Genomic DNA, 23,539 nt, shown 5'->3' on the forward strand with positions numbered 1-23,539 from the left:
GAATTCTCTTGATTCATAAGGAACATTCCAATCATAAAAAGAAAAAAAGTAACTGCAATTCAAAAAAACCGGACATGAAACTCCTAAATGAGAGTGCGTGTTCGGTTTTTTGTTTTCCTTTATACGTATGATGTCAATACCACATGGGGTTAACAAAAAGCCATCGTTTGAATCCTTTCTCTAACAAGGATAAAAGAGCTAGATATGTGATGATTCAGAAAATAGATTGTATATGGCAAACCATTCATGTCAGAAAACAGCTTGATTCTAAAAGGCAAACAGAAGCGAAATAAGCAAGAAGAGATTTCCTCAAGAAACCCTTCCATTTTAATTTCATTAATACTATAGTTAGAGTGTAACTTTTTTAATTCTAATAACGACTATTATTTATGAACGGGGAGGGGAAGTTATTGGACTCCGTTTTCGATGAATTATATACAAAATACCATCAGGATGTATTTCAATTCTTATTTTATATGGTGAGAGATCGAGAGCTGGCAGAAGATCTTATGCAAGAAGTATATATAAGAGTTTTGAAGTCATATGATAAATTCGAAGGCAAGAGTAGTGAAAAAACATGGTTATTCTCAATTGCAAGGAATGTGGCCATTGATTCATTTAGAAAACAAAAAGGCTGGAAACAAAAAATAATTGAAAAATTTGATTGGTCAAAGCAACAGATTAAAGATGAGCACCCTATGCCAGAGGAAGTAGTTATGCAGAGTCAGGAAATCCAAATGATTTATCGGTGCATGGAAAAGTGTTCAGTAGACCAGCGAACGGTTATTATAATGAGATATATTCAAGAATTATCCATTGCTGAGACGGCAGCAACTCTAGGCTGGACGGAAAGTAAAGTGAAAACTACGCAACACAGAGCATTAAAGGCTCTGAAGAAAAACATGTCTGACATGTGGGAAAAGGAGGGGTTAAATAGTGAAAAAACAAGATTGGAAAGATGATCACATCGAAGAACTATTGAAACAACTTCCTAAAATCACCAACCACATAAGTAAGCAAGATATGTATCAACAAATGATGATATATAAAGAGCAGAAGAAAAGAAAAAGGTGGTTAACCCCATCTGTAGCCTCTGCAGTTGCTGTTTTACTGTTATGTATTCTCGTTCCGACCATGATTAATTTTCAAGATTCAGCCGGAAGTAATATAGATGATAGCGAGCAAGAGAATCAATTGGCATCGAATGCGACTCAACAAAAGGAAGAAAACGATGAGATAACAAATGATGAGAGTAATCATACGCAAGGAAATACAGAAGATATAGTAAAGGATGAAGAGGTAGATCCGCAAGAAGATATAGATCAGACGGGGGATATTTATGCTCAAAATGACCAGTCAGAAGATACCACTGCCAATGATAATAATGAGCAACCAGTGACACAGCAAATTGAACCAACTGCAGTCTATGCGGAAGATATTAAAGATCAAGAGGAAGTTTTAACATATTCTATACCGGATCATAATGTTCAAAATTTTATTCCGATTAGTGTGATGGTAAATAAAGAAGCAGATCTTTCTAAAATGGAATTATTCATAAATCATATGTCAGATTTAAAAGAAGCTGAATGGGGGTTAGGGGAGCTAAACCCATTTAATGCGGACTTTCATTATGATACATCAAATCAAGTGCTAGCAGTAGATTTTCCTGCTGCAACAAATATTTCATCAAGCAGTCAATCAGAAGCTATTAAAGAAATATTAACGGATATGATGGCTGATTTTAATATAGAGAAAATCGATTTATTAACAGATGGTGAACAAGGGGTAGAGATGGGAAATGAAGGCTTTACAGAAAAAATAGATCAAGTTGATACGTCTAATAAATCTGCTTACTATTTTTACTATCCTAACGAAGAATGGACAACGCCTTTCCTTGTTCCGTTTAGAGAAAAAATAAACTCGGTGACAGATGCTTTTGCAGCAATGAAAAAAGGGATTGAAACTTATAACCTGAAAGCTTCTATACCTAATGACATAGACTTTGAAACGGAAGTCGTTTCCGATGAACAATTATTAATTACTTTTGAAGATGATGCCGATATAAAGAATGATGAGGAAACTTTATATACGATTGAAGCGATTCTATTAACGGCCAAGGAATTTGAATATAATGAGGTTAAGTTGGAAAATACCGAAATTGATCAAATTGGTCGATTTGATTTAGAAAAAGAAATTCAAGTGCCAGTAGCACCTAATAAAAGGGATTTACCATAAGAAAGAATCAAGAGTTGGTAATTATGACTGTAAAAGTCTAATATTACCAACTTTTTGCGCTTTTGACAAAGGTAATATTGAAAAAAGTAAAATACTCATAACTATAATTTAAAAATAAGGTGCCATTAAAAAAAGAAAAATTAATTTTTATATACATATTTTTTAAAAACTCGTACATAGTAATGGATGTGTTTTTTGGCAGGATTTGTCGTAATCATAGAAGTAATTAATTTGTCTATATAATAGAACGCATTAGGAGGCAAAGTTTTGAAGTATAAAGTAGGCCGTTTGTTCATGTTCGGAAGTATATGTTTTCTTTTTTTTATATTCAGTAGTGAAAAAAATGCTTTAGCAGACTCTTGGCCAGAAAAAACAAAAAATTGGGTATGGCCAGTAGAAGGGGTCATCACAGATACATATGGAACTAGAGGAGGACATCATAAAGGGATTGATATTGCTGCTGAGATAGGTACACCTGTTCACTCAGTGGATAGTGGAGTAGTTACAAGATCATATTACTCTGATACCTATGGTAATGTTGTGTTTATACAGCATAATAACGATACAGAAACCATTTATGCTCATTTGAAAAAGCGTTTAGTATTGGAAGGTGAAGTGATTTCAGCAGGCGATACAATAGGAGAAATGGGCAATACCGGTGATTCCTCAGGTGTACATTTGCATTTTGAAGTTCACGCAAACGAGTGGACCTTTTCTAAGGAGAATGCGCTTGATCCTTTTTTAGTATTTAATCACGATGAGGATACGATGCTTGTTTCAGGAAAAATGAACGGACCTCATATGGATACGTATGAAGTGAAAACAGGAGATACATTATGGTCGATTAGTGAAAGGTATAATGTGACGGTAGCAGAATTGGTAAATAAGAATGGATTGCGGACAGAAAACATATATCCTAATCAAATATTACAGGTTCCCTAAATGGAAAGGAATACATACAAAGCACGTACATTTAATATGAAAATAAATAAAAGGTTGTATTTTTTTTAAAATCGTATCTATTTTTCGATCAAAATAGTTTGACGCCATTTAAGTATTGATTATTCTAAAAAAATAGTTAAATCTCATTGTCCATGCCTCTTTTAAGGCGTATAATTGTTACATACAATTGAGGAGGCAGGCAAAATGTTAACGGATTATCATAATCATTTAGAGAACGGTACACTTACATTAGACTATTTAGAACAATTTACAAACGAGGCTAATAATAAAAATATTGGTTCATTTGGTATTTCTGAACATGCTTATCACTTTTACCAAACAGCAGATATTCTGCAAAATAAATGGGTGAATGAAAGACGATATTATGATATGAAGAATTATGTTTCATTATTTCACCAAGCATGGAATAAAGAAATAGATGTAAAGATGTCCATTGAAATGGATTATACACCTGGAAAGCATAAGGAAATGGAAAAATTCATTCAATCATATGATTTTGATTATGTGATTGGCTCTGTCCATTGGGTAGGTGACTTTGGCATAGATTTAGCTGAATACAAAAACGAATGGGAACGACGCGATCTTTATGATGTATATCGTAAATATTATGATCAGATAGTTACTTTGGCTCAATCTAATCTATTTGATATTGTCGGCCATATTGACTTAGTGAAGATTTTTAAGTATGTTCCACAAGATGAAGAGTTTCTATTAGAACAATACGAAAGAGCAACTGATGCTTTAGCACAATCAAAAACATGCGTGGAAATTAGTAGTGCAGGTTTAAGAAAACCTGTGGGTGAGCTTTATCCAGATCCAAGATTATTACGAAAATGTTTTGAGAAGAATATACCAATCGTTTTATCATCTGATGCTCATTTTCCCGAGCATGTTGGTGCAGACTTTGATCAATCGCTTGCATTAGCAAAGGAAATTGGATATTCATCCATCATGACTTTTTCAAAAGGTGAACGTAAAGAATATCCTTTAGGCTAGGAATAATGATGACTAGTGTTCAATTTAAAAAGTCATTCATAAAATGAACAGGTTCTAATTGGAAACTGTTTGTGTTGTGAATGACTTTTACTTTTATCCAAAATATAAAAAAGAGTGGTCGACTGAGGGCCACTCTCTACAAAAAAGAATTATAAAATAATAGGATTAATAGAAACAATCTCATCTAAGTTGTTCAATAAGGAAAGCTCTTTGTCACTTAGTGGTTTGTCAAAAGCTAGAACCATAATCGCTTCTCCACCTGCTTGTTTACGCCCTACTTGCATTGTGGCAATATTAATATGGTGATCGCCGAGGACTTGACCTACGTGGCCAATAACACCAGGTCTGTCCATATGTTGAATATAAAGAAGGTTACCCTCTGGTAAGAAGTCAATATTAAACCCGTTTAAATAGACAATTCTTGGCCCATAATGATCAATAAAGGTTCCTCTAACTGTAAATGCATTTTCTTCTCCTTTTGCTGTGACCGAAATGCAGTTGTCATAGCCAAATGCATCGGTGGAAATCTTTTCTCCAACAGTGATACCACGCTCTTTTGCAGTGAGTAATGCATTAACCTCATTCACGTTAACGTCAATTCTACCTTTGAAGAAACCGGACAGCATTGCTTTTGTTAAGTATGCAGTTTCTAAATCTGTCACTGAACCAGAGTAAGTAATAGAGAGTTCATGTACCCCTTCTTTAACACATTGAGTTAAAATATTTCCGATTTGTTTAGAGATTTGGTAAAAAGGTTGTATTTTTTCATAAATGTCTTTGGAGATAGCTGGTAAGTTAATTGAATTAGATACTGGATTTCCTTCAAAGTAAGTCCGAACTTCTTTGGCGACTTGTGTTGCTACATTTAATTGTGCTTCTTTTGTTGACGCACCTAAATGTGGAGTTACAATGACATTATCATATTTTAAAAGTGGGTGTTCACCAGGTGGTTCAGTTTCGAATACGTCTAATGCAACTCCTCCGACATGTCCATTAGCCACATATTTAGCTAAATCTTGCTCATCAATGATACCACCACGGGCGCAGTTGAGTAAGCGAACGCCTTTTTTTGTTTTTTTCAATGACTCTTCATTGATAATCCCTCTTGTTTCGGGTGTAAGTGGAGTATGAACCGTAATAATATCAGATCTTTGCAGTATTTCATCTAATGAACTAGATTCTACACCGAGTTTTGCTGCACGTTCTTTGGTTAAAAAGGGATCGAATACTAACACACTCATGCCAAATACTTTTGCTCGCTTGGCGATTTCACTCCCGATTCTTCCCATACCAACAATACCAAGACTTTTACCGAATAGTTCAGTACCTACATACTGATTTCTTTTCCATTCCAAATTCTTAACTGAGCTATATGCTTGAGGAATATTTCTCATAAGGGAGGCCATCATAGCAAAAGTATGCTCTGCCGTAGAAATTGTGTTTCCGTCTGGTGCATTTATAACGATAATGCCTCTTTTAGTTGCTGCTGGAACATCAATATTATCGACACCCACACCTGCTCTTGCAATAATTTTTAACTTTGGCATCTCCGCCATTAATTCATCCGTTACTTTCGTGGCACTTCGTACTAACAAAGCCTCAATAGTTGATAAATCAACCTCGGGATCGTCGGTTTTCTTTTGAATAATTTCAGCATTTGTGTCGTTAAGTAAAGGGTATAAGCCTTCTTCACTAATGGCATCAGCCACTAATATTTGATACATGTATGAACCCTCCTAAGTTGGTTACTTAATTATCTGATTATTTTACAAGACGAATATTATTCTGTCAATTGGATTTATTGTTTGTGTTTAAAATGGAAACGCTTTAATGTAGTAAAATAAAACGATCTTCGTGCAAAGAAAATTTTATCTCCTGAAGACAAATGTGCATAATGAAAGGAATGTTTTTAATTCGAGATATTTACTATTTTAGGCTTCACAAATGAATTATTTTTCAGTATAATGAAGTTGTCAAATAAATATGGTCTATCTTCGGGGCAGGGTGAAATTCCCGACCGGCGGTGATAAGTATTTATACTTTAAGCCCGCGAGCCTAAAAGTGGAGTGCAATTAGCACGAAGCGTTTGTATTGGGCAGGATTTGGTGAGAATCCAAAGCCGACAGTAAAGTCTGGATGGGAGAAGATGGAGGTTCTGCTAACGTTCAAAGTATACACTACAAGAACGTTTATTAAGAATGTCTTTGTTCAATTCTCCCTCAAGTTTACTTGAGGGTTTTGTTATGCAAAGACGCTTATTTGCTGAACCTTTCTTCTATAGGAGAGATAGCCTAAAAGGAGAGAGGAAAATTGAAGAAGTTAAATGTCAAAGCTTTTGTTGCAATCGGTATGTTGAGTAGTATCGCGTATATTCTTATGTTGTTAAACTTTCCATTACCACCGTTTCCGAACTTTTTGATGATTGACTTTAGTGATATTCCTGCTTTAGTGGCTGCGTTAATATTTGGTCCGATTGCGGGAATACTGGTCGAATTGTTTAAAAATGTGTTGGATTATTTTATGACGGGAAGTGCTACTGGCGTACCTGTTGGTCATATTGCTAACTTTGTAGCAGGTTTATTATTTATTTTGCCAACCTATTATGTTTATACAAAGATGAAATCCAAAAAAGGTATGACAATAGGATTAATCGTTGGCACAAGTGTAATGGCTGTATCCATGAGTTTGCTTAATTATTTCGTCTTTTTACCTGCCTATACAATGTTTTTAAATATGCCCGCTATGTCAGGACCAGAAATGCGTTCAACTGCAGTCATGTTTATTCTACCTTTTAACTTTATTAAAGGAATTTTAATGGCATCGGTATTTATGCTTGTGTTTGCTAAGATGAGTAATTGGATTAATAAACAAAGATCACTAAATACGATTGCTTAATTTATAAAGGAGGCATCTAACTTTGAAAAGTTAGATGCCTTTTAATATTAATTTTATGCCGCTTAAGTAGAATTGTCACTTTTATCCAACATTTTTCATCATTCGTAAAAGCACCAATGAACTCATTTGCATTCTTCGATAACTACTATTTAAGTTCCAACTGGATAATTGATTGGGAAACGACCTTTATTCGAATGAGTATACGAGTATGTGATTCCTGTAGCTCATAGAAAAAACGAGTAAATCCCTAAATTAGGATTTACTCGTTTTCTCTTTTACCATTAGATTTCTTTTTGTTCTATTCGTATTTTAACGGATCACCATCAAAGGCATCGTCTGCGACTTTTATTGAGTCAGTTGGACAGCCTTCAAATGCATCCATCATATCTTCTATAAGAACATCAGGAATTTCAACAATTCCTTCATTATCATCTAGTGTTACAAATGCGATGCCCTCATCATCGTAATCATAAATGTCTGGAGCTGCCGCACCACATGCGCCACAAGCAATACATGTTTCTTTGTCAACAATTGTATACTTCGCCATGGAATAACCTCCTATTTAAAATCTTTTTCATGTTAAAGCACGAAAATATCTGCCGAAACACTTACCACATGTTCTATTGTAAATCTGTCTTGTAAACATTTCAATAAAAATCTACCATCTAGAATAGTCTATGGTGGGACTTTTCATCTGGTTCATGATGAAAAATTGACTGATATTATCACGTATATAACGGTTTCATGATACAATAAAATTCAACAAAAAAAATTAAAATAATGTCGAAAAAGTCTGCAAATTCACCACGGAAATGCTATTCTAAAAACTAATTAGTCAATGAATAAAGGGGAGAGAAATGTGAGCGTTATTCAGAAATTGGTCTTATTTTGTCTAAAATCAATTGAGAATCAGAGAACTGCTTATGCCATTTTACATTTGCTTAATGGCAAAAAGTCTTCTCAAACAATACAAGATGCTCATTTATTTCACTTGAAGCGATACTTTCATGTGTTACCCCATTTGGCAAGAGAGGAATTTAATCAAATATTAGATGATCTTTTAGAGGAGAATTATGTCACTTGTCTTGGTGAGGGGTCTTATCGAATGACGGAAAAAGGGGATATGTATCTCCAAGAGTATGATGAACCAATCATACCTAGATATCTCAATGGCTGGTCATATAACCGGATGGACAAACTTTTTTGGGAGCGCCTTTCTCTTATGGTTCAAGTAATTTCTAACCTAGTCGCATATAACGGGAGGTATCTCCCTATTCAAAATAATAAACCTCATCTTGATTGGTTAAAAAACTTTATTCAAAGGAATAGAATCAATCGTCATGAGTTGGCAACACAACTGTTTAAGGAGTTACAACATATTTTAACGAATAAAAAAATTGACCCCCTTATTCTCATTCTAAGGTTAACAGGAAGTAATCGAATTGGCTTAACACAACAGCAGGCAGCCGAACAGTTGCAAATGTCAGTGTTAACCTATCAGTTACACTTTATAAATGTGATTCACATGATATTAACTGAAGTAAAAGAAAATAACACCTCTTATCCTTTACTCGAGCAAATATTAGAGACAGAAGAGAAAAATGAGTGGTTACAGCTAACACAATCAACAAGAAAAACAGCTATCTATTTAAATCAAGGATACGATATTGAGGATATTATTAAAATAAGAAAATTAAAACAAGGAACAATTGAAGATCATATTGTGGAATTGGCCATTGTTGATTCGTCATTTAATATAGATATATATGTTCCACCAGAAGTACAAAGAAACATTATAAAAACTTCAACGAACGGAATAAAGCAGTTAAAATATATCCGTCAATTAGTTCCCGAAGCAAGCTATTTTCAGATACGGCTTGTACTAGCTAAACAAAAAAGTGCGGTGATCGTATAATGAAACAATTACTGAGAGAAAAATTTGGTTATACGTCTTTTAGAGATGGACAAGAAGAAACAATAAAAGCGGTAGTGGCCGGTAAGCATACGTTAGCCATGCTCCCTACTGGTTCTGGGAAGTCTTTATGTTATCAACTTCCAACATTTATGCTCCCAGGCACAACTTTAATTATTTCTCCACTTCTTTCCTTAATGCAGGATCAGGTAGACCAATTACTATTGATTGGGGAAAAACGAGCAATCGCATTTAATTCTTTTTTAAATTATCAAAAAAAAATGTATGCACTTAAAAACTTGCACCAGTATAAGTTTATTTTTACTTCACCTGAAATGCTGCAATCAAAATTGTTCATGGAGAAATTAAGTGAGCTTAATATTACATTACTTGTTGTCGATGAAGCGCATTGTATTTCTCAATGGGGACATGATTTCCGACCGGACTATTTAGCTATTGGCTCTGTAATGAAAGAGTTAGGGCATCCGCCTATATTGGCGTTAACGGCTACGGCAACTGATAAGGTGAAACAGGATATTAAAAAATCTTTAAACATGCAAAACAGTATGGATATTCTATATTCAGTTGACCGACCAAATATCTCATTACATGTTGAGAAAGTAGAAAGTTATCAAGAGAAAATAGATGTGTTAATTAAGAAGATAAGAGCCTTACACGGTCCAGGTATTATTTATTTTTCTAGTAAAAAAACGGCAGAAGTTTGCGCACAATCATTAAAAGAGAATGGCATAAAAAGAGTGAGCATCTATCATGGCGGATTGAATCATGAAGAAAGAATACTTATTCAGCAACAATACATTCATAACCAACTCGATGTGATATGTGCAACAAGTGCATTTGGCATGGGGATTAATAAAGAAAATATCCGTTATGTTATTCATTTTCATATGCCTATGAATATGGAATCTTATTTACAGGAAATTGGTAGAGCTGGGAGAGATGGCAAACCTAGTCTTGCTTTACTGTTATATGCACCTTTTGATGAACAGCTGCCGATGCAGTTGGTAGAATCAGAACTAATTAATGATAGTCAAATGGAAAATTTAAAACGTTTTTTTTTAACAGATTCCCTAAGGTGGTGGGAGTTAGAAAAATACGAAGAGGATATTACAGTAATTGCCAACCTTAGCGAAACATCTATGCGAATATTAAAGGATTTTCATCGTCATGCTATCCTTGATTATAAGGAGGCGACCTCCTTAGATGAACTAAAGGTGATTATGAACAAACAATTCCAGCTTAAATTAGAAGCCATTCAGACTGTTTATCAATATATTCATAGTTCCACATGTAGACGAGAAAAAATCTTACACTATTTTGGTGAACTGCCGACAATAAATATAGGAGACTGCTGCGATCAGTGTAATGGTAGCAACTACCCTGATCTGCAAACTGAAGAGCTGGAGATAATACCCTTATATGAAAATTGGGAAGAGATTTTAAAAGACATTTTATTGAGTGAGACATCCAAAAATGAAGAGTAAATATGAAGAAACCATTCGTTTGTTATCTGATAAAGAATTAAGATTTCATTTATATTTAACACAATTGTTATTACTTTTCATTGCATTGGTTATTGGCCTATTTCTCTTTCATTCATGGGATTCTTTTTTTGCGCTATTCCAATGGGACGGACCATCTATTGCGATTGGTATAATATCAGGATTAGTCATTGTCATGCTTGATATAATAGGGATGCGTGTCCTACCTCCCTCCTATTATAATGATGGTGGGGTAAATATAAGGATATTTAGCTCACTATCACCGGCCCATATCGTAGTAATTACGTTAATTATTGCCTTTAGTGAGGAAGTGTTATTTAGAGGTGTGCTGCAAACTCATTTTGGGTTGATAGTGACTAGTTTAATCTTTGCTCTTGTCCATTATCGTTATTTATTTCAATGGTTTTTATTTATAAATGTCGTTTTATTAAGTTTCTTCATTGGTTGGATATATGAATTAACAGGTAATTTGTTAGCGACAATTATTATGCATTTTATTATTGATTGTTTATTGGGGTTATATATATATAAAAGTCAAAGAGCAGGAAGGGAAGATAGATGAATAGAGAGGCATCATATCGGGAGAAGGCAAAGAGAGATCGCCAAAGATTACAAAAAGTAAATGTAAGTGAAGAGTTGGCAATGGCGGAAATCAGCAGTACAAAAGAAAAACAAACATTGGATAAAAAGTTGGACTACCCACTCATTCGTTTACTTGCAGCATTTTTTATTATGGTACCAATAGTGGCTTTGTCTGTTTATTATCTTGTTCCTATGCTAGCTGATCAGTCTTCAACATCAGCAGAAAAAGAAGATTTTGAAACGGTTGGTATATCAAATAACAGTAATAATGGGTCATCACAAAATGTTGCAGCTGCCCCTGATGATAAGGAAGAAGAGAAGGAAGAACAAGAAAAGGAAAAAGCAGCTGAAGAGGCAAAATTAAAAGAACAAGAAGAAGCTGAACGAAAAAAACAAGAGGAAGAAGAGAAGAAAGCAAAAGAAGAAGCAGCCAAAAAAGAAAAGGAAGAGGCTGAAAAGAAAGCACGGGAAGAAGCTGCACAAAAAGAGAAGGAATTAGCAGAACAAAAGGCGAAAGAAGAGGAAGCAAAAAAACAAGCAACAAAAGTTGTTCAGCATACGGTTCAATCACAAGAAACAATGTATAGAATTGCTATGAATTATTATAAGTCACCCGATGGGATTGCTAAAATTAAGGCTGCTAATAATTTGCCATCTGAGGAAATTTACGTTGGCCAAGTATTAAGGATTCCCCTCGACTAGTCATGAATCTACTCCTCCAATCATATAATGTGGGCAAGCATAGCTATGATTGGGGGGAGTTTATGGAAACAGCAATTAATCAACTAGATGAAAGAACAGACCAAGCAACGAGACAAATGCTTCAAAAAGTAGTTGAAAGAAAAGCGAAATATGATCATTTGAAAGAGTGGCATTTGGTTATTATGTGGCTAGTTGTATTTCTATCATTTGCTTATGTTATTTTTGTGTATTATCAATTTTATTTACCTTATTCCTATTCATTTGCTTCTGTTTTTTCTGTTTATATTAATCATCCATTCAATTTATACAGTATGGTAACGTTAATTGGCTTTTATGGATATATGGTTCTGTTACAACAGAAGCGTGATAAAGCGGAAAAAGAATATCATGCACTTAGATGCGAGATTATCGATAAGAGTAAGGACTTGTGGAAAAAAGAGGATGAGTGGAAAAACAGACATCATGTCTTTAATATGATGAAGAAAAATTATGATATTAATCTGTTTCATGAGAACAAATAATCAGAGTTCAAAGCCATAGGGAATAAAGACATTTAAGTCTATTTCATACGAATGAAGAGAATGAGGAACTGCTCCTAAAACCAACCCCAGTTTGTGACTGTATGACATGAATCATGTGAAAATCTAAGAACTTCTTACAGAACACAAACGGTGATTCAAGGCATCAGTGACAATCGGGCAAGTTCACATGAAATATAAGAGTTGTAGAAACAAAATAAATGATATTTAGGTTGTTCGCTTATAGAGCATCCTTTTTTTATTGACTAACTTAAATTTTAGTACATATAGATGAGGTGGAGTCATGTATATTATTTTAGCAGGTGCATTACTGTTTATTATCGTTGGTGTCGTCGTTTATATGTATAAGGAAGCACATAAAGATACAATTGAAGTGAGAAAGGTTGCAATACAAGGGGTACCAGATAGTCTTGCAGGGTTGAACATTTTTTTCATTTCTGATATCCATCGTAGAGAGCTATCAGGAAAGTTGATTCAAGCTGTTAAAGATAGAAAGGTGGATATCGTATGTATTGGCGGAGATTTAACAGAAAAGGGAGTACCTTTGGCAAGGACGAAACGGAATATAGAAAACCTTGTTTCTATTGCTCCGACTTATTTTGTATGGGGGAATAATGATTATGAAGTGGATTTTCATGAGTTAGATGCATTGCTATTAGATCTCGGAGTGAAAATTCTTGATAATTCAGCAGTCAGTTTTGAAGGCTCAGATGGTAAACGTATCGTGTTGCTTGGAACAGATGATTTTAGTAGGGAAAGAGACCAGATTGATCTTGCAATTGAGGATGCTGGGAATGGCTGTCGTATTCTCATGAGCCATGATCCTGGTATTGTTGACTATTTATTACCAGAATATCAAATCTCGTTTATGATGTCAGGACATACCCATGGTGGGCAAATCCGTATCTTAAACTGGGGACCTTATGAAAAAGGTGGGATGAAACATAAGAACGGTATACCTTATTTTGTAAGTAATGGTTATGGGACAACAGCCTTGCCTTTAAGGCTAGGCGCACCTGCACAAACACATATCCTTTCTTTATATCCAAGTTTAGAAGGAAATGTTAAGGACGACTCACCAACTAAAGTATATACCATACACTAATCACAAGAGTCGGTTCTGGGCAGGGGGCAGGAGAAATGCAATTGGAGCGTTTGAATGATAATAAAATTAAAATTTTGCTTACTTTAGATGATTTGTTTGAGAGAGGCTTGTCAAAGGAAGATATTTGGAAGGACTCTTTAAAATGGCATCAGCTTTTTCAAGATATGCTTGAGGAAGCAAGTGAAGAATTTGACCTTGATATATATGGCACAATCAGTATCGAGATTTTTTCAATGCAAATACAAGGAATGGTTATGATTGTAACGATACAAGAAGAAGTAGAAGAAGAATGGCTTAAGGATGGAATCATTGATTTTCAAGTAGATGTAGACAAACAAGACTATATTTTATATGAATTTGATGATTTTGAGAATATTATTTCATTAAGTCACCGGAAAATATGGAAAGAAGAAGTGGTAAATTCTTTATATGTGTATAACGGACTTTATTATGTATTGATTGAATGCAATAGAAAACAAACGGAAGAAAAACTGATTTCAATTTTAGCTGAATATGGTACCGTTTCTTTTGTGAGTTTATATATTATTAAAGAATACGGAAAAGAATTAATTAGGGACCATGCATTAGAAAAAATCGAACATTATTTTAAATAATGATATTACATTCAAGCAAATAGGATTTAAGTGATCCTATTTGTTTGAATATTCAGGTGCCTTGATGTTTATCGTATTAGTTCTTTGGGAATAGGATGTAATATGGAGCCTATCGCTGAAATGAATTCAACCTAACTCGATAAATACACATGTGTATTTTATGAATGAAATCAGCTATTAAAGGCAAAATAAAATAGATGTAAATATTTTAGAAAATAAGGAAAATACGCAATATTATAGCTTTGGTAGCGTTTACATAAAAATAAGAAAAAATTGCTTTTTCTCCTTGCATAAATAGAGTAAAGGTGTATACTATGTCTTGAAAGCGGACAACTAAAGAATGTGAATTTTTCTAGGAGGTTTCAAATAGTGGCCGATAAAGGTACTGATCATACGAATCAAGAAGATAAAATGGATGTTTTGAAGTCAACTCAAATCGTAATCCACAAAGCGTTGGAGAAACTTGGATATCCAGAAGAGGTTTTTGAACTGTTGAAAGAGCCAATGCGTTTATTAACAGTGAAAATTCCTGTTAGGATGGATGATGGGACGGTGAAAATTTTTACTGGTTACCGTGCTCAGCATAATGATTCAGTCGGTCCTACAAAAGGGGGAATTCGTTTTCACCCTAATGTAACAGAAAAAGAAGTGAAGGCACTATCTATATGGATGAGCTTAAAATGCGGTATAGTCGATCTACCATATGGCGGAGGTAAAGGCGGTATTGTTTGTGATCCAAGGGATATGTCTTTCCGTGAGCTTGAGAGATTAAGTAGAGGGTATGTTAGAGCGATTAGCCAAATTGTTGGTCCTACAAAAGATATTCCAGCTCCAGATGTATTTACAAATTCACAAATTATGGCCTGGATGATGGATGAATATAGTAGAATGGATGAATTTAATTCCCCAGGATTTATTACTGGTAAACCACTTGTACTTGGTGGTTCTCATGGTAGGGAATCAGCAACAGCTAAAGGGGTAACGATCTGTATTCATGAAGCAGTCAAGAAAAAGGGTATTAATTTAAAAGGTGCTCGCGTGGTTGTACAAGGTTTTGGTAATGCAGGTAGCTTCTTAGCGAAGTTTATGCATGATGAAGGCGCAAAAGTCGTGGGTATTTCTGATGCATACGGTGCGCTTCATGACCCTAATGGTTTAGATATTGATTATTTACTTGATCGCCGTGATAGTTTTGGAACTGTAACAAAGTTATTTAATGAGACGATTTCAAATAAAGAGCTACTCGAGCTCGATTGTGACGTATTGGTTCCTGCAGCAATTGAAAATCAAATTACTGAGGAAAACGCACATAATATTAAAGCAAGTATAGTAGTAGAGGCAGCGAATGGCCCAACAACATTAGAAGCGACGCAAATATTAACAGAAAGAGATATTCTTCTTGTGCCTGATGTGCTTGCATCATCCGGTGGTGTAACAGTTTCTTATTTTGAATGGGTACAAAATAACCAAGGCTACTACTGGTCTGAAGAAGAAGTAGAAGAAAAATTAGAAAAAATTCTAGTGAAATCATTCAATAATATTTATGAAACCGCTCAAACACGTAGAGTAGATATGCGCTTAGCTGCGTATATGGTTGGTGTACGTAAAATGGCTGAAGCATCAAGATTTAGAGGTTGGATTTAATTTTCACAATTTCTTACATTTGAAAGAAGGTAAAAAATCTCCTATTATATACATTAGGAGATTTTTTTCAATTCTACATATATAAAATATCATACGGGTCAGTCCAAGAGGTGAATCATCATGAATAAAAAAGATGCGATTGTGGTTGGTGGTGGACCATGTGGATTAGCCGCAGCCATTTGTTTAAAAGAGTTAGGGAAAGATGTTTTAGTCATTGAGAAGGGCAACATTGTTAATGCCATTTATCGTTACCCGACTCATCAAACTTTCTTTAGTTCCAGTCAAAAATTAGAAATTGGTAATATACCGTTTGTAACGGTTGAACATAAACCCAATAGAAATCAAGCACTTACCTATTATAGAGAAGTGGTCAAACGAAAAGCAATCAATGTCAATGCATATGAAAAGGTTGAAAGCATCACAAAGAAAAAAGATAATGATTTCTCTGTGCAAACGGACAAAGCGGAGTACCAATCATCTTATGTTATTGTTGCAACTGGGTATTATGATCAACCAAACTATATGGGGATCCCTGGTGAAGATTTAGATAAAGTCTTTCATTACTTTAAAGAAGCCCATCCGTTTTTTAATAAAGATGTTGTTGTTATTGGTGGGAAAAACTCCAGTGTTGATGCGGCCATTGAATTAGAAAAGGCTGGGGCAAATGTGACGGTTCTCTATCGGGGCGAGGAATATTCAAAAAGCGTTAAGCCGTGGATTTTACCGCAGTTTGATTCACTTGTTCGTCATGAGAATATTCAAATGGAATTTAATGCAAATGTTCAGGAAATAAGAAAAACTTCTGTTGTCTATGAGAAAGAGGGGCAAATCAAGGAAATCGCGAATGATTTTGTCTTTGCCATGACTGGTTATCATCCAGATCATCCATTTTTGCAATCAATAGGCATTAAAAAAGACGAAAAAACTGGAAAACCTGAGCATCATCCTGAAACAATGGAGACCAATGTAGAAGGTATATATATTGCTGGCGTGATTGCAGCGGGTAATAATGCCAATGAAATATTTATCGAGAATGGTAGGCATCATGGAGAAATCATTGCCAACGCGATAAAAGAGAAAGAACAATAAACAAACAAATTCAGACGAGAATATGAGCTTAAGTAAACCCGAACTTTATGCAAAACACTTTTCAATGGTGCTTTGCTTTGTTCGGGTTTTCAAATGATATGGCATCACTTGTCAATACCATTAGCCTTTTGTAAAGGCTGATTTCTCCATATGTTGAAATTTTGACGCTTACTATCATTAAGATCTTCACAACTGCCAAAGGAGTTAGCAATCAACTCAGTACACTTTCCATCTAATAGATGCAATAAAGAAATTCAGTAAATCATACTTTTATAGTTGAAACATTTCTTCAAGTTTTTCCAAAGGCATCCTACTTTCCAAAGCGATTAATAGTTTAATACGAGCTTTTTGCCCATTTAATCCATTAGAAAAAATGAGGCCAAGCTCTTTTAATTCTTTGCCCCCTCCAGGATAACCATAAACATCTTGGGCAATGCCATTAAAGCATCTTGATACGATAATAATAGGAATCTTTCTAGCAAGTAAATCTTTTATACCAGGAAGCATGGCTGGAGGAAGGTTTCCTTGCCCAAGCGCTTCAATCACCAATCCATCGCATGTAGTTTGTGCAATGGCTCCTAATAGGGTAGAGTCCATGCCGGCATGAGCTTTAATGAGCATCACTTGTTTATCAGCTTGTTCGATTTCGAAATGTGCATGTTGAACAGGGAGGTGATGAAAAAGTACACCCCTTTTTGTGACTATACCTATGGGTCCATATTGAGGACTTTGAAAGGTCGAGACGTTGCTAGTATGTGTCTTTGTCACATTTTCAGCTGTGTGAATCTCATCATTCAGCACTACTAAAACGCCTTTTCCATCCGCTTCATCACAAATGGCTACACGAATAGAAGAAATCAGATTATATAATCCATCTGAGCCAATTTCATTACTAGAGCGCATAGCCCCAGTCACAACAATCGGCAAAGAACCCTTTACTGTTAAGTCAAGAAAATAAGCGGTTTCTTCCAATGTATCAGTACCATGTGTAATGACAACACCAGATACCTTATCCTTGTAAGAATGAATTAAGTTTCGTAATATAAGCATTTCTTTTTGCGTAATATGGGGAGAGGGTAATTGAAATGGTTCTTCGACGATCAAGTGCGCAAGCTCATTTAACTCTTTTGTTTGTCTTGTTAATGGGTTTTCTTCATTTGTTAATACTGCACCTGTTTCAACATCCTCACTCATAGAAATGGTCCCACCTGTATGAATTAGGAGTATTTTCTTTTTATCCAACTTGGTACCTCCAATTAATATGTAATTATTTTGGTAAATTTATTTTCAATCTTACCTATACATGATACGATTAAAGAAAAGCTTTGAAAAGAGGAACAGCCCATGCTGGGATTAATATCTGCTGCCATTGCTCCTGGCTTGGCATTATTAAGTTACTTTTATTTAAAAGATCAATATGAGACTGAGCCCTTTTCGATGGTTTTTAGAACCTTTTTATTTGGGGCACTTCTTGTGTTTCCCATAATGTTTATCCAATATGTATTTGAAGTAGAACAAGTGTTTACTTCTCATTTTGTTTCTGCTTTTCTTTCTTCTAGTATGCTTGAGGAATTTTTTAAGTGGTTTATCCTACTTATTATTATTTACCCCCATGTGCACTTTGATGAACCGTATGACGGCATTGTCTATGGCGCAGCAGTATCACTTGGGTTTGCAACATTGGAGAATATCTTTTATTTATTGACACTTGGTATAGAGCATGCGCTAGGTCGTGCGTTATTCCCGGTTTCTAGTCATGCTCTTTTTGGTGTAATTATGGGCTATTATTTAGGAAAAGGAAAGTTTTCGAAAAAATCTAGAGGGAAATGGCTATGCCTATCTCTAGCAACTCCTTTTCTTTTGCATGGAACATATGATTATATTTTATTAACATTAGAAAATTGGTTGCTGTTTATTGTTCCATTTATGATCTTTCTTTGGTGGATGGGGCTAAAAAAAGCCAAACAAGCGAGAATACTAAGTGCTAAATATAATCAATCATTAGAAGATACAAGAACAAATTATGGTTAACATAGGTTAAAAAGAGGCTATGAGTAATGAGTTTCAGATAAAGTAAGAAGGTGGATTTGAGTACACTCAAATCCGCCTTCTTTTCTTTTTGTCAAATCACCAAACTCCCTACGGCTGACGGATACCTTCTAAAGAAAAATAAGTAATCAGAACATTTAACATAGAAGTTGAATTTTATAAAAATCGTTAAATCTCAAGCGTACTAGCCTCTATTTGATGACCACCCTGTAAATGCTATATTTATCCAAATGATTTTCTCATTGAATTTGTATAAAAAGCCAATTGGAACAAAAAATAGATGTATTGTTAGCTTCCTCGCTGATTAGTAAACGTGAAAAAAGATGAGATCGAGGATTAACTGTTACAGCCATCATTTTTTGCCTGCAAAACGCCATATTAGCTTACCTGATTGTTTAACAGATGAAAAGATGTATTTTTGGAGGTTAGTACGATGAAACAACTATTGATGTTTACTAAAGTGATGCTAATACTACTGCTTATAGCGACGACTATTCCAATGGCTGAATTGGATAAGTCGGCAAATGCTTTTTCGAATCAAGTGATTAGACAAGGAGCGATAGGCGATGATGTCATTGAGCTACAAGCAAGATTGCAATATTTAGGATTCTATAATGGTAAAATCGATGGGGTCTTCGGATGGGGCACCTATTGGGCATTACGTAATTTCCAATATGAATTTGGCTTGGATATAGATGGGCTTGCTGGTTCTGGTACGAAGGAAAAGTTGGTGAGTGCGTCAAATTATGATAAGCAATATGTGAAGAATCAAATTAATCAAGGGAATTCATTTACACATTATGGCGGCACGGATTTAAGTCAACAAGCACCTGCTAATAATAGTGGATCAAATCAAAATGATGGTAATGCATCAAGTGGTAATTCCGGTGGTACAACTTCAGCAAATGTTCCTAGTGGATTCTCGGAAAACGACATACAAATGATGGCAAATGCGGTATACGGTGAGGCGCGTGGCGAACCTTATATAGGGCAGGTAGCGGTAGCGGCAGTAATATTGAACAGAGTAGAAAGTGCGTCTTTTCCAGATACGGTTTATGGTGTAATCTTTGAACCAAGAGCATTTACGGCGGTTGCAGATGGGCAAATTTGGCTAACACCTAATGAAACAGCGAGGGAAGCAGTGATAGATGCTATTAATGGCTGGGATCCGAGTGGAGATGCCCTTTATTACTTTAATCCAGATACTGCAACAAGTCCATGGATTTGGACAAGGCCACAAATTAAAAAAATTGGACAACATATTTTCTGTAAATAAGGAGTGAAGTCACGTGTTAAAAGGAATACTCATAACTGTTCTTTCAGTTGGTGTTATCGGAACTGCTGTCTGGGGTTATCAAGAACATCGTGAGAAAAATGCGATATTAATTAACGCAGAAAACAATTATCAACGTGCATTTCATGAACTCACTTATGAAATCGATGTATTACATGATAAAATCGGATCTACATTGGCAATGAATTCTAGAAGTTCACTGTCTCCTGCGCTTGCGGATGTTTGGAGAATTACCTCTCAAGCACATTCAGATGTAGGTCAACTACCACTATCCCTTTTACCATTTAATAAGACGGAAGAATTTTTAGCACAAATTGGTGAGTTTAGTTATAAGGCAGCGATTAGAGACTTGGATAAAGACCCATTGACTGATGAAGAATATCAGTCTTTACAAGGATTATATAAGCAGGCAGCAGATATTCAATCAGAATTACGGAATGTGCAGCATATGGTCGTCAAAAATGACTTACGTTGGATGGATGTAGAAACAGCGCTTGCTACAAATAATGAAGCAGCAGATAATACAATTATAGACGGCTTTCAAACCGTCGAAAAAACAGTTGAGGGATACGATGAAACGGATTTAGGTCCCGCATTTGTAAATATGCAAAAGAAAGATGAGAACTATCAATACTTAGAAGGAAAAGAAATATCTAAAAAAGAAGCTGTATCAGAAGCGAAGAAATATGCGCAATCCCCTGATGATGTTAAAGCAACCGTGGCAGAAAATGGCGAAGGATCGGATTATGGATTTTTTAGTGTATCACTAAGGTCTCCTAAAGAAAGTATAGAAACCAATTTAGATATTACTAAAAAGGGCGGTTATCCTATTTGGCTTATCACGGCAAGAGATGTAAAACAACAAAAAATTAGTCTGGAAGATGCTCATCAATCAGCAGTGAAATTTTTAAGGGATAATGAATTTGAAGATCTTGATCTATTTGAAAGTGTGCAATATGATCAAATGGGCGTGTTTACATTTGTGTCTAAACAGGACGATGTAAGAATTTACCCAGATTCAATTAAGATGAAAGTAGCATTAGATAATGGGCAAATTTTAGGATTTTCAGCAGAGGATTATTTGAAATCCCATCATAAGCGAGATATTCCTCAAGCTGTGTTAGCAAAAGAGGAAGCAAGAGAAAAAATCAATAGTCAGCTTAAAATTATGGATGACCGTTTAGCGATTATATTGAATGATAGTAATGAAGAAGTACTTTGTTATGAATTTACTGGGACATTAGGTGAAGACACGTATCGCATCTATATTAATAGTGAAAATGGAAGAGAAGAAAAAGTAGAAAAATTGCAAAATGCAGAACCGATTTATGAAGATGTGGTATAAGGCAAATAAGGACCCGAAAAGGGTTCTTTTTGTTTTTTTATGGAAATCATTGGCTAAATAAAGACATGAAGATGAAATATAAACGTAGAAAAAAATTAGGACTAAATAGAGTAATGCGATTATACCATGATGTTAATAAATCTCATCTCATTCAAATAAAAATATAGTTCTTTTGTAACAGTTAAGTGATAAAATAAGGAAAAGTAGAAAAGATTAGGAGGGAATACATTGTCACCAGGTGATCAATTGTATATAGAACATTATCTATCAAGTGAGGGCAAGTACATATCTAGAATTGCTGAAATTAAAGAGGATATAATACATATTCATTATCCCGTTTGTTTACAAACGAATCGGAAAATGTACTTAGTAGATGGAAGAAGAATTAAGTGTGTTGCTTACAATGCAAATGGGAAAATGTTTTTCTTCTCTGGAAGAGTGGTCGGTCGAATGATGCAGTCAACACCATTATTGAAAATTGCTTATGCAAAAGAATTTACTCATGAGAAGGAACAAATGAGGGAGTATGTTAGAGTTGATTTCAATGAATCTGTTGAAATTCAACCCGTAGGTGAAGGGATGTCTCACTCTATTATAGGGATAAGTAGAAATATAAGTGCAGGGGGAATAGCTGTAGTTGTTAATCATTTCACCTATTTGTATAAACCATCGCCCTATTTATTGCGTTTTACACTTGTGATAGAAGGTAAAAAGCGTTCCTTTGTTTTAGCGTCAGAATATGTAAGGAAAGAGGCATTAGCAGATGGGCGTCTCGTTATATCATTTAGATTTCCACAAATAAATGCAGAAGATAGACAAGCAATGATGAGGTTTTGCTTCGAACAACAGTTACTTCATATGAAGAAAAGTAAACAATCTTAAGCAGAACAGCATAAAATCTCTTTTGTGTCTCCATAATGATTAATGGGGGTGGAAGGGTGAAAGTATTCGAACGTACACTCATACTATTAATCATTTTTCATCTTGGGTTGTTACTATTATTTCAAACCGTTTTTCATTATTTACATCTATTTCCGGATTTTAATGAAGTGACAAGATATGAAGGAGTGAATCATCATTTAGATTATAATGATGAGGAAGTATTTTACTTAAATAGGCCTTAACTTGATTTTATGATGAAAGTCAGGCCAACAGAAACAATAGCTTTACAGACCTTTTGGATTGTTCTTCCTGAGAACATCCTTTTTTAGTGTTTCTCTTATTTTTTTAAAACGACCATATTATTTTAATTAATAAAAAGACTCCTTATTAGAAGAGGGGATTATTAATGACACATAATCATTACAACTAATTAAGTGAATTTATGATAGAATATAAAACGTAAAGAATATATTTGTATAGGTATTTCAGGAGGGTTTATGAATAAAATATCAATTGCCATAGATGGACCTGCAGCAGCGGGGAAAAGTACAGTTGCTAAAATCATAGCTGAGAAGCTTCATTATATTTATATAGATACAGGGGCGATGTATCGCGCGTTAACATTTAAAGCGTTGCAGTCAGAAATAGATATAAATGATGAAGAATCATTAATTCATTTGTTAAAAGAGACAGACATTGTCTTAAATCCTGGAGAATCTGGCCAACGTATTCTTTTAGATGGGTTAGATGTTTCTACGGAAATTAGAACAGCTGAAGTAACTAATTCAGTCTCTACGGTTTCTAAACATAAGCAGGTAAGAGAAGAAATGGTTGCCCGTCAACAACGCTTCGGTCAAGAAGGTGGTGTAGTGATGGATGGCCGTGATATTGGTACACATGTTTTACCTGATGCAGAAGTAAAAGTGTTTCTTTTAGCATCAGTGGATGAACGAGCAGCTCGACGCCACGCTGAAAACTTAGAAAAGGGTTTTCCTTCAGATTTAGCTCTTCTAAAAGAGGAAATTGCTAATAGAGATAAGTTAGATTCGGAAAGGGAAGTTGCACCACTCAAAAAAGCTGAGGATGCAGTGGAATTGGATACAACATCACTAAGCATTCACGAAGTTGTTGATAGAATTATGAAGTTGGTTGAGGAAAGGATTCAATAAT

The 23,539-nt window shown here is 35.0% G+C and carries 24 protein-coding genes and 1 riboswitch; of the genes, 21 read left to right on the plus strand and 3 right to left on the minus strand.

Translation table 11 applies throughout. From position 1 onward, the window contains the following. Positions 1-143: 143 nt before the first annotated feature. The 5 genes from MKX29_RS17660 to MKX29_RS17680 all read left to right on the plus strand — a co-directional run bounded on the left by MKX29_RS17660 (position 144) and on the right by MKX29_RS17680 (position 4,194). Complete coding sequence (locus MKX29_RS17660; RefSeq protein WP_341106824.1) at positions 144-293, plus strand: hypothetical protein; 150 nt, start codon at positions 144-146, stop codon at positions 291-293. Positions 294-410: 117 nt separating this feature from the next. After that, positions 411-962, plus strand: a complete 552-nt coding sequence (gene sigX / locus MKX29_RS17665; RefSeq protein ID WP_095372719.1) for an RNA polymerase sigma factor SigX — start codon at positions 411-413, stop codon at positions 960-962. Further along, positions 937-2,235: a hypothetical protein gene (locus tag MKX29_RS17670; RefSeq protein WP_251161937.1), complete on the plus strand. Its 1,299-nt coding sequence runs from the start codon at positions 937-939 to the stop codon at positions 2,233-2,235. Before sigX ends, MKX29_RS17670 begins: the two co-directional genes overlap by 26 nt. Positions 2,236-2,529: 294 nt before the next feature. Next, complete coding sequence (locus tag MKX29_RS17675) at positions 2,530-3,177, plus strand: peptidoglycan DD-metalloendopeptidase family protein (protein ID WP_445662709.1); 648 nt, start codon at positions 2,530-2,532, stop codon at positions 3,175-3,177. 204 nt (positions 3,178-3,381) lie between these two features. Next, entirely contained in the window at positions 3,382-4,194 is an 813-nt protein-coding gene (locus MKX29_RS17680) for a histidinol-phosphatase (RefSeq protein ID WP_341106829.1), read from the plus strand. Between the two features lie 149 nt (positions 4,195-4,343). On the opposite strand, the gene serA is transcribed toward MKX29_RS17680, so the two are convergent. Beyond that, positions 4,344-5,918 (minus strand): phosphoglycerate dehydrogenase, encoded by a 1,575-nt coding sequence (serA, locus tag MKX29_RS17685; RefSeq protein ID WP_224936088.1) that lies wholly within the window; start codon positions 5,916-5,918, stop codon positions 4,344-4,346. Between the two features lie 262 nt (positions 5,919-6,180). After that, positions 6,181-6,346: riboswitch (FMN riboswitch) on the plus strand. Between the two features lie 158 nt (positions 6,347-6,504). Here serA and MKX29_RS17690 point away from each other — a divergent pair. Further along, positions 6,505-7,089, plus strand: a complete 585-nt coding sequence (locus MKX29_RS17690) for an ECF transporter S component (protein ID WP_224936089.1) — start codon at positions 6,505-6,507, stop codon at positions 7,087-7,089. Between the two features lie 298 nt (positions 7,090-7,387). Here MKX29_RS17690 and MKX29_RS17695 read toward each other — a convergent pair whose 3' ends face one another. Continuing rightward, positions 7,388-7,636: a ferredoxin gene (locus tag MKX29_RS17695; protein WP_095372725.1), complete on the minus strand. Its 249-nt coding sequence runs from the start codon at positions 7,634-7,636 to the stop codon at positions 7,388-7,390. 312 nt (positions 7,637-7,948) lie between these two features. Between MKX29_RS17695 and MKX29_RS17700 the strand changes: the two genes are divergently transcribed. The 9 genes from MKX29_RS17700 to MKX29_RS17740 all read left to right on the plus strand — a co-directional run bounded on the left by MKX29_RS17700 (position 7,949) and on the right by MKX29_RS17740 (position 16,799). Continuing rightward, positions 7,949-9,004, plus strand: a complete 1,056-nt coding sequence (locus tag MKX29_RS17700) for a helix-turn-helix domain-containing protein (RefSeq protein WP_341106832.1) — start codon at positions 7,949-7,951, stop codon at positions 9,002-9,004. After that, positions 9,004-10,506 (plus strand): RecQ family ATP-dependent DNA helicase, encoded by a 1,503-nt coding sequence (locus MKX29_RS17705; RefSeq protein WP_341106834.1) that lies wholly within the window; start codon positions 9,004-9,006, stop codon positions 10,504-10,506. The genes MKX29_RS17700 and MKX29_RS17705 overlap by 1 nt, the downstream gene beginning before the upstream one ends. Continuing rightward, positions 10,496-11,086, plus strand: a complete 591-nt coding sequence (locus MKX29_RS17710; protein ID WP_281202313.1) for a CPBP family intramembrane glutamic endopeptidase — start codon at positions 10,496-10,498, stop codon at positions 11,084-11,086. Before MKX29_RS17705 ends, MKX29_RS17710 begins: the two co-directional genes overlap by 11 nt. Further along, complete coding sequence (locus MKX29_RS17715) at positions 11,083-11,808, plus strand: LysM peptidoglycan-binding domain-containing protein (RefSeq protein ID WP_289434070.1); 726 nt, start codon at positions 11,083-11,085, stop codon at positions 11,806-11,808. The genes MKX29_RS17710 and MKX29_RS17715 overlap by 4 nt, the downstream gene beginning before the upstream one ends. A gap of 62 nt (positions 11,809-11,870) precedes the next feature. Then, positions 11,871-12,329, plus strand: a complete 459-nt coding sequence (locus MKX29_RS17720) for a YpbF family protein (protein WP_095372729.1) — start codon at positions 11,871-11,873, stop codon at positions 12,327-12,329. Between the two features lie 301 nt (positions 12,330-12,630). Beyond that, positions 12,631-13,452 (plus strand): metallophosphoesterase, encoded by an 822-nt coding sequence (locus MKX29_RS17725; RefSeq protein ID WP_251161935.1) that lies wholly within the window; start codon positions 12,631-12,633, stop codon positions 13,450-13,452. Positions 13,453-13,487: 35 nt separating this feature from the next. Further along, complete coding sequence (locus MKX29_RS17730) at positions 13,488-14,066, plus strand: adaptor protein MecA (RefSeq protein WP_251161934.1); 579 nt, start codon at positions 13,488-13,490, stop codon at positions 14,064-14,066. A 366-nt stretch (positions 14,067-14,432) separates the two neighbouring features. Continuing rightward, a complete protein-coding gene (locus MKX29_RS17735) occupies positions 14,433-15,710 on the plus strand; it encodes a Glu/Leu/Phe/Val family dehydrogenase (RefSeq protein ID WP_224936212.1) in 1,278 nt (425 codons plus the stop codon). A gap of 120 nt (positions 15,711-15,830) precedes the next feature. Beyond that, entirely contained in the window at positions 15,831-16,799 is a 969-nt protein-coding gene (locus MKX29_RS17740) for a YpdA family putative bacillithiol disulfide reductase (protein ID WP_341106843.1), read from the plus strand. Positions 16,800-17,069: 270 nt separating this feature from the next. Here the strand turns inward: MKX29_RS17740 and MKX29_RS17745 are convergent, their stop codons facing one another. After that, positions 17,070-18,041, minus strand: a complete 972-nt coding sequence (locus tag MKX29_RS17745; RefSeq protein ID WP_281202316.1) for an asparaginase — start codon at positions 18,039-18,041, stop codon at positions 17,070-17,072. A gap of 102 nt (positions 18,042-18,143) precedes the next feature. On the opposite strand from MKX29_RS17745, the gene prsW reads away from it, so the two are divergent. The 6 genes from prsW (at position 18,144) to cmk (ending at position 23,538) form a co-directional block, all read left to right on the plus strand. Continuing rightward, positions 18,144-18,830 (plus strand): glutamic-type intramembrane protease PrsW, encoded by a 687-nt coding sequence (gene prsW, locus MKX29_RS17750; protein WP_095372734.1) that lies wholly within the window; start codon positions 18,144-18,146, stop codon positions 18,828-18,830. Between the two features lie 517 nt (positions 18,831-19,347). Continuing rightward, on the plus strand, positions 19,348-20,124 hold the full coding sequence (gene sleB / locus MKX29_RS17755; RefSeq protein WP_373370920.1) for a spore cortex-lytic enzyme: 777 nt from the start codon (positions 19,348-19,350) through the stop codon (positions 20,122-20,124). Between the two features lie 13 nt (positions 20,125-20,137). Beyond that, entirely contained in the window at positions 20,138-21,487 is a 1,350-nt protein-coding gene (gene ypeB / locus MKX29_RS17760; RefSeq protein ID WP_341106847.1) for a germination protein YpeB, read from the plus strand. Positions 21,488-21,715: 228 nt separating this feature from the next. After that, positions 21,716-22,369 carry a flagellar brake protein gene (locus MKX29_RS17765; RefSeq protein ID WP_251161931.1) on the plus strand — a complete coding sequence of 218 codons (654 nt, stop codon included), beginning with the start codon at positions 21,716-21,718 and terminating at the stop codon, positions 22,367-22,369. 56 nt (positions 22,370-22,425) lie between these two features. Continuing rightward, complete coding sequence (locus MKX29_RS17770) at positions 22,426-22,611, plus strand: DUF5359 family protein (protein WP_341106850.1); 186 nt, start codon at positions 22,426-22,428, stop codon at positions 22,609-22,611. A 255-nt stretch (positions 22,612-22,866) separates the two neighbouring features. Continuing rightward, positions 22,867-23,538, plus strand: coding sequence for a (d)CMP kinase (cmk, locus tag MKX29_RS17775; protein ID WP_224937417.1), 672 nt, complete (start codon positions 22,867-22,869; stop codon positions 23,536-23,538). Position 23,539 lies beyond the last annotated feature (1 nt).

Source organism: Cytobacillus sp. FSL R7-0696 (assembly GCF_038006865.1).
GTDB lineage: Bacteria > Bacillota > Bacilli > Bacillales > Cytobacillaceae > Cytobacillus > Cytobacillus kochii.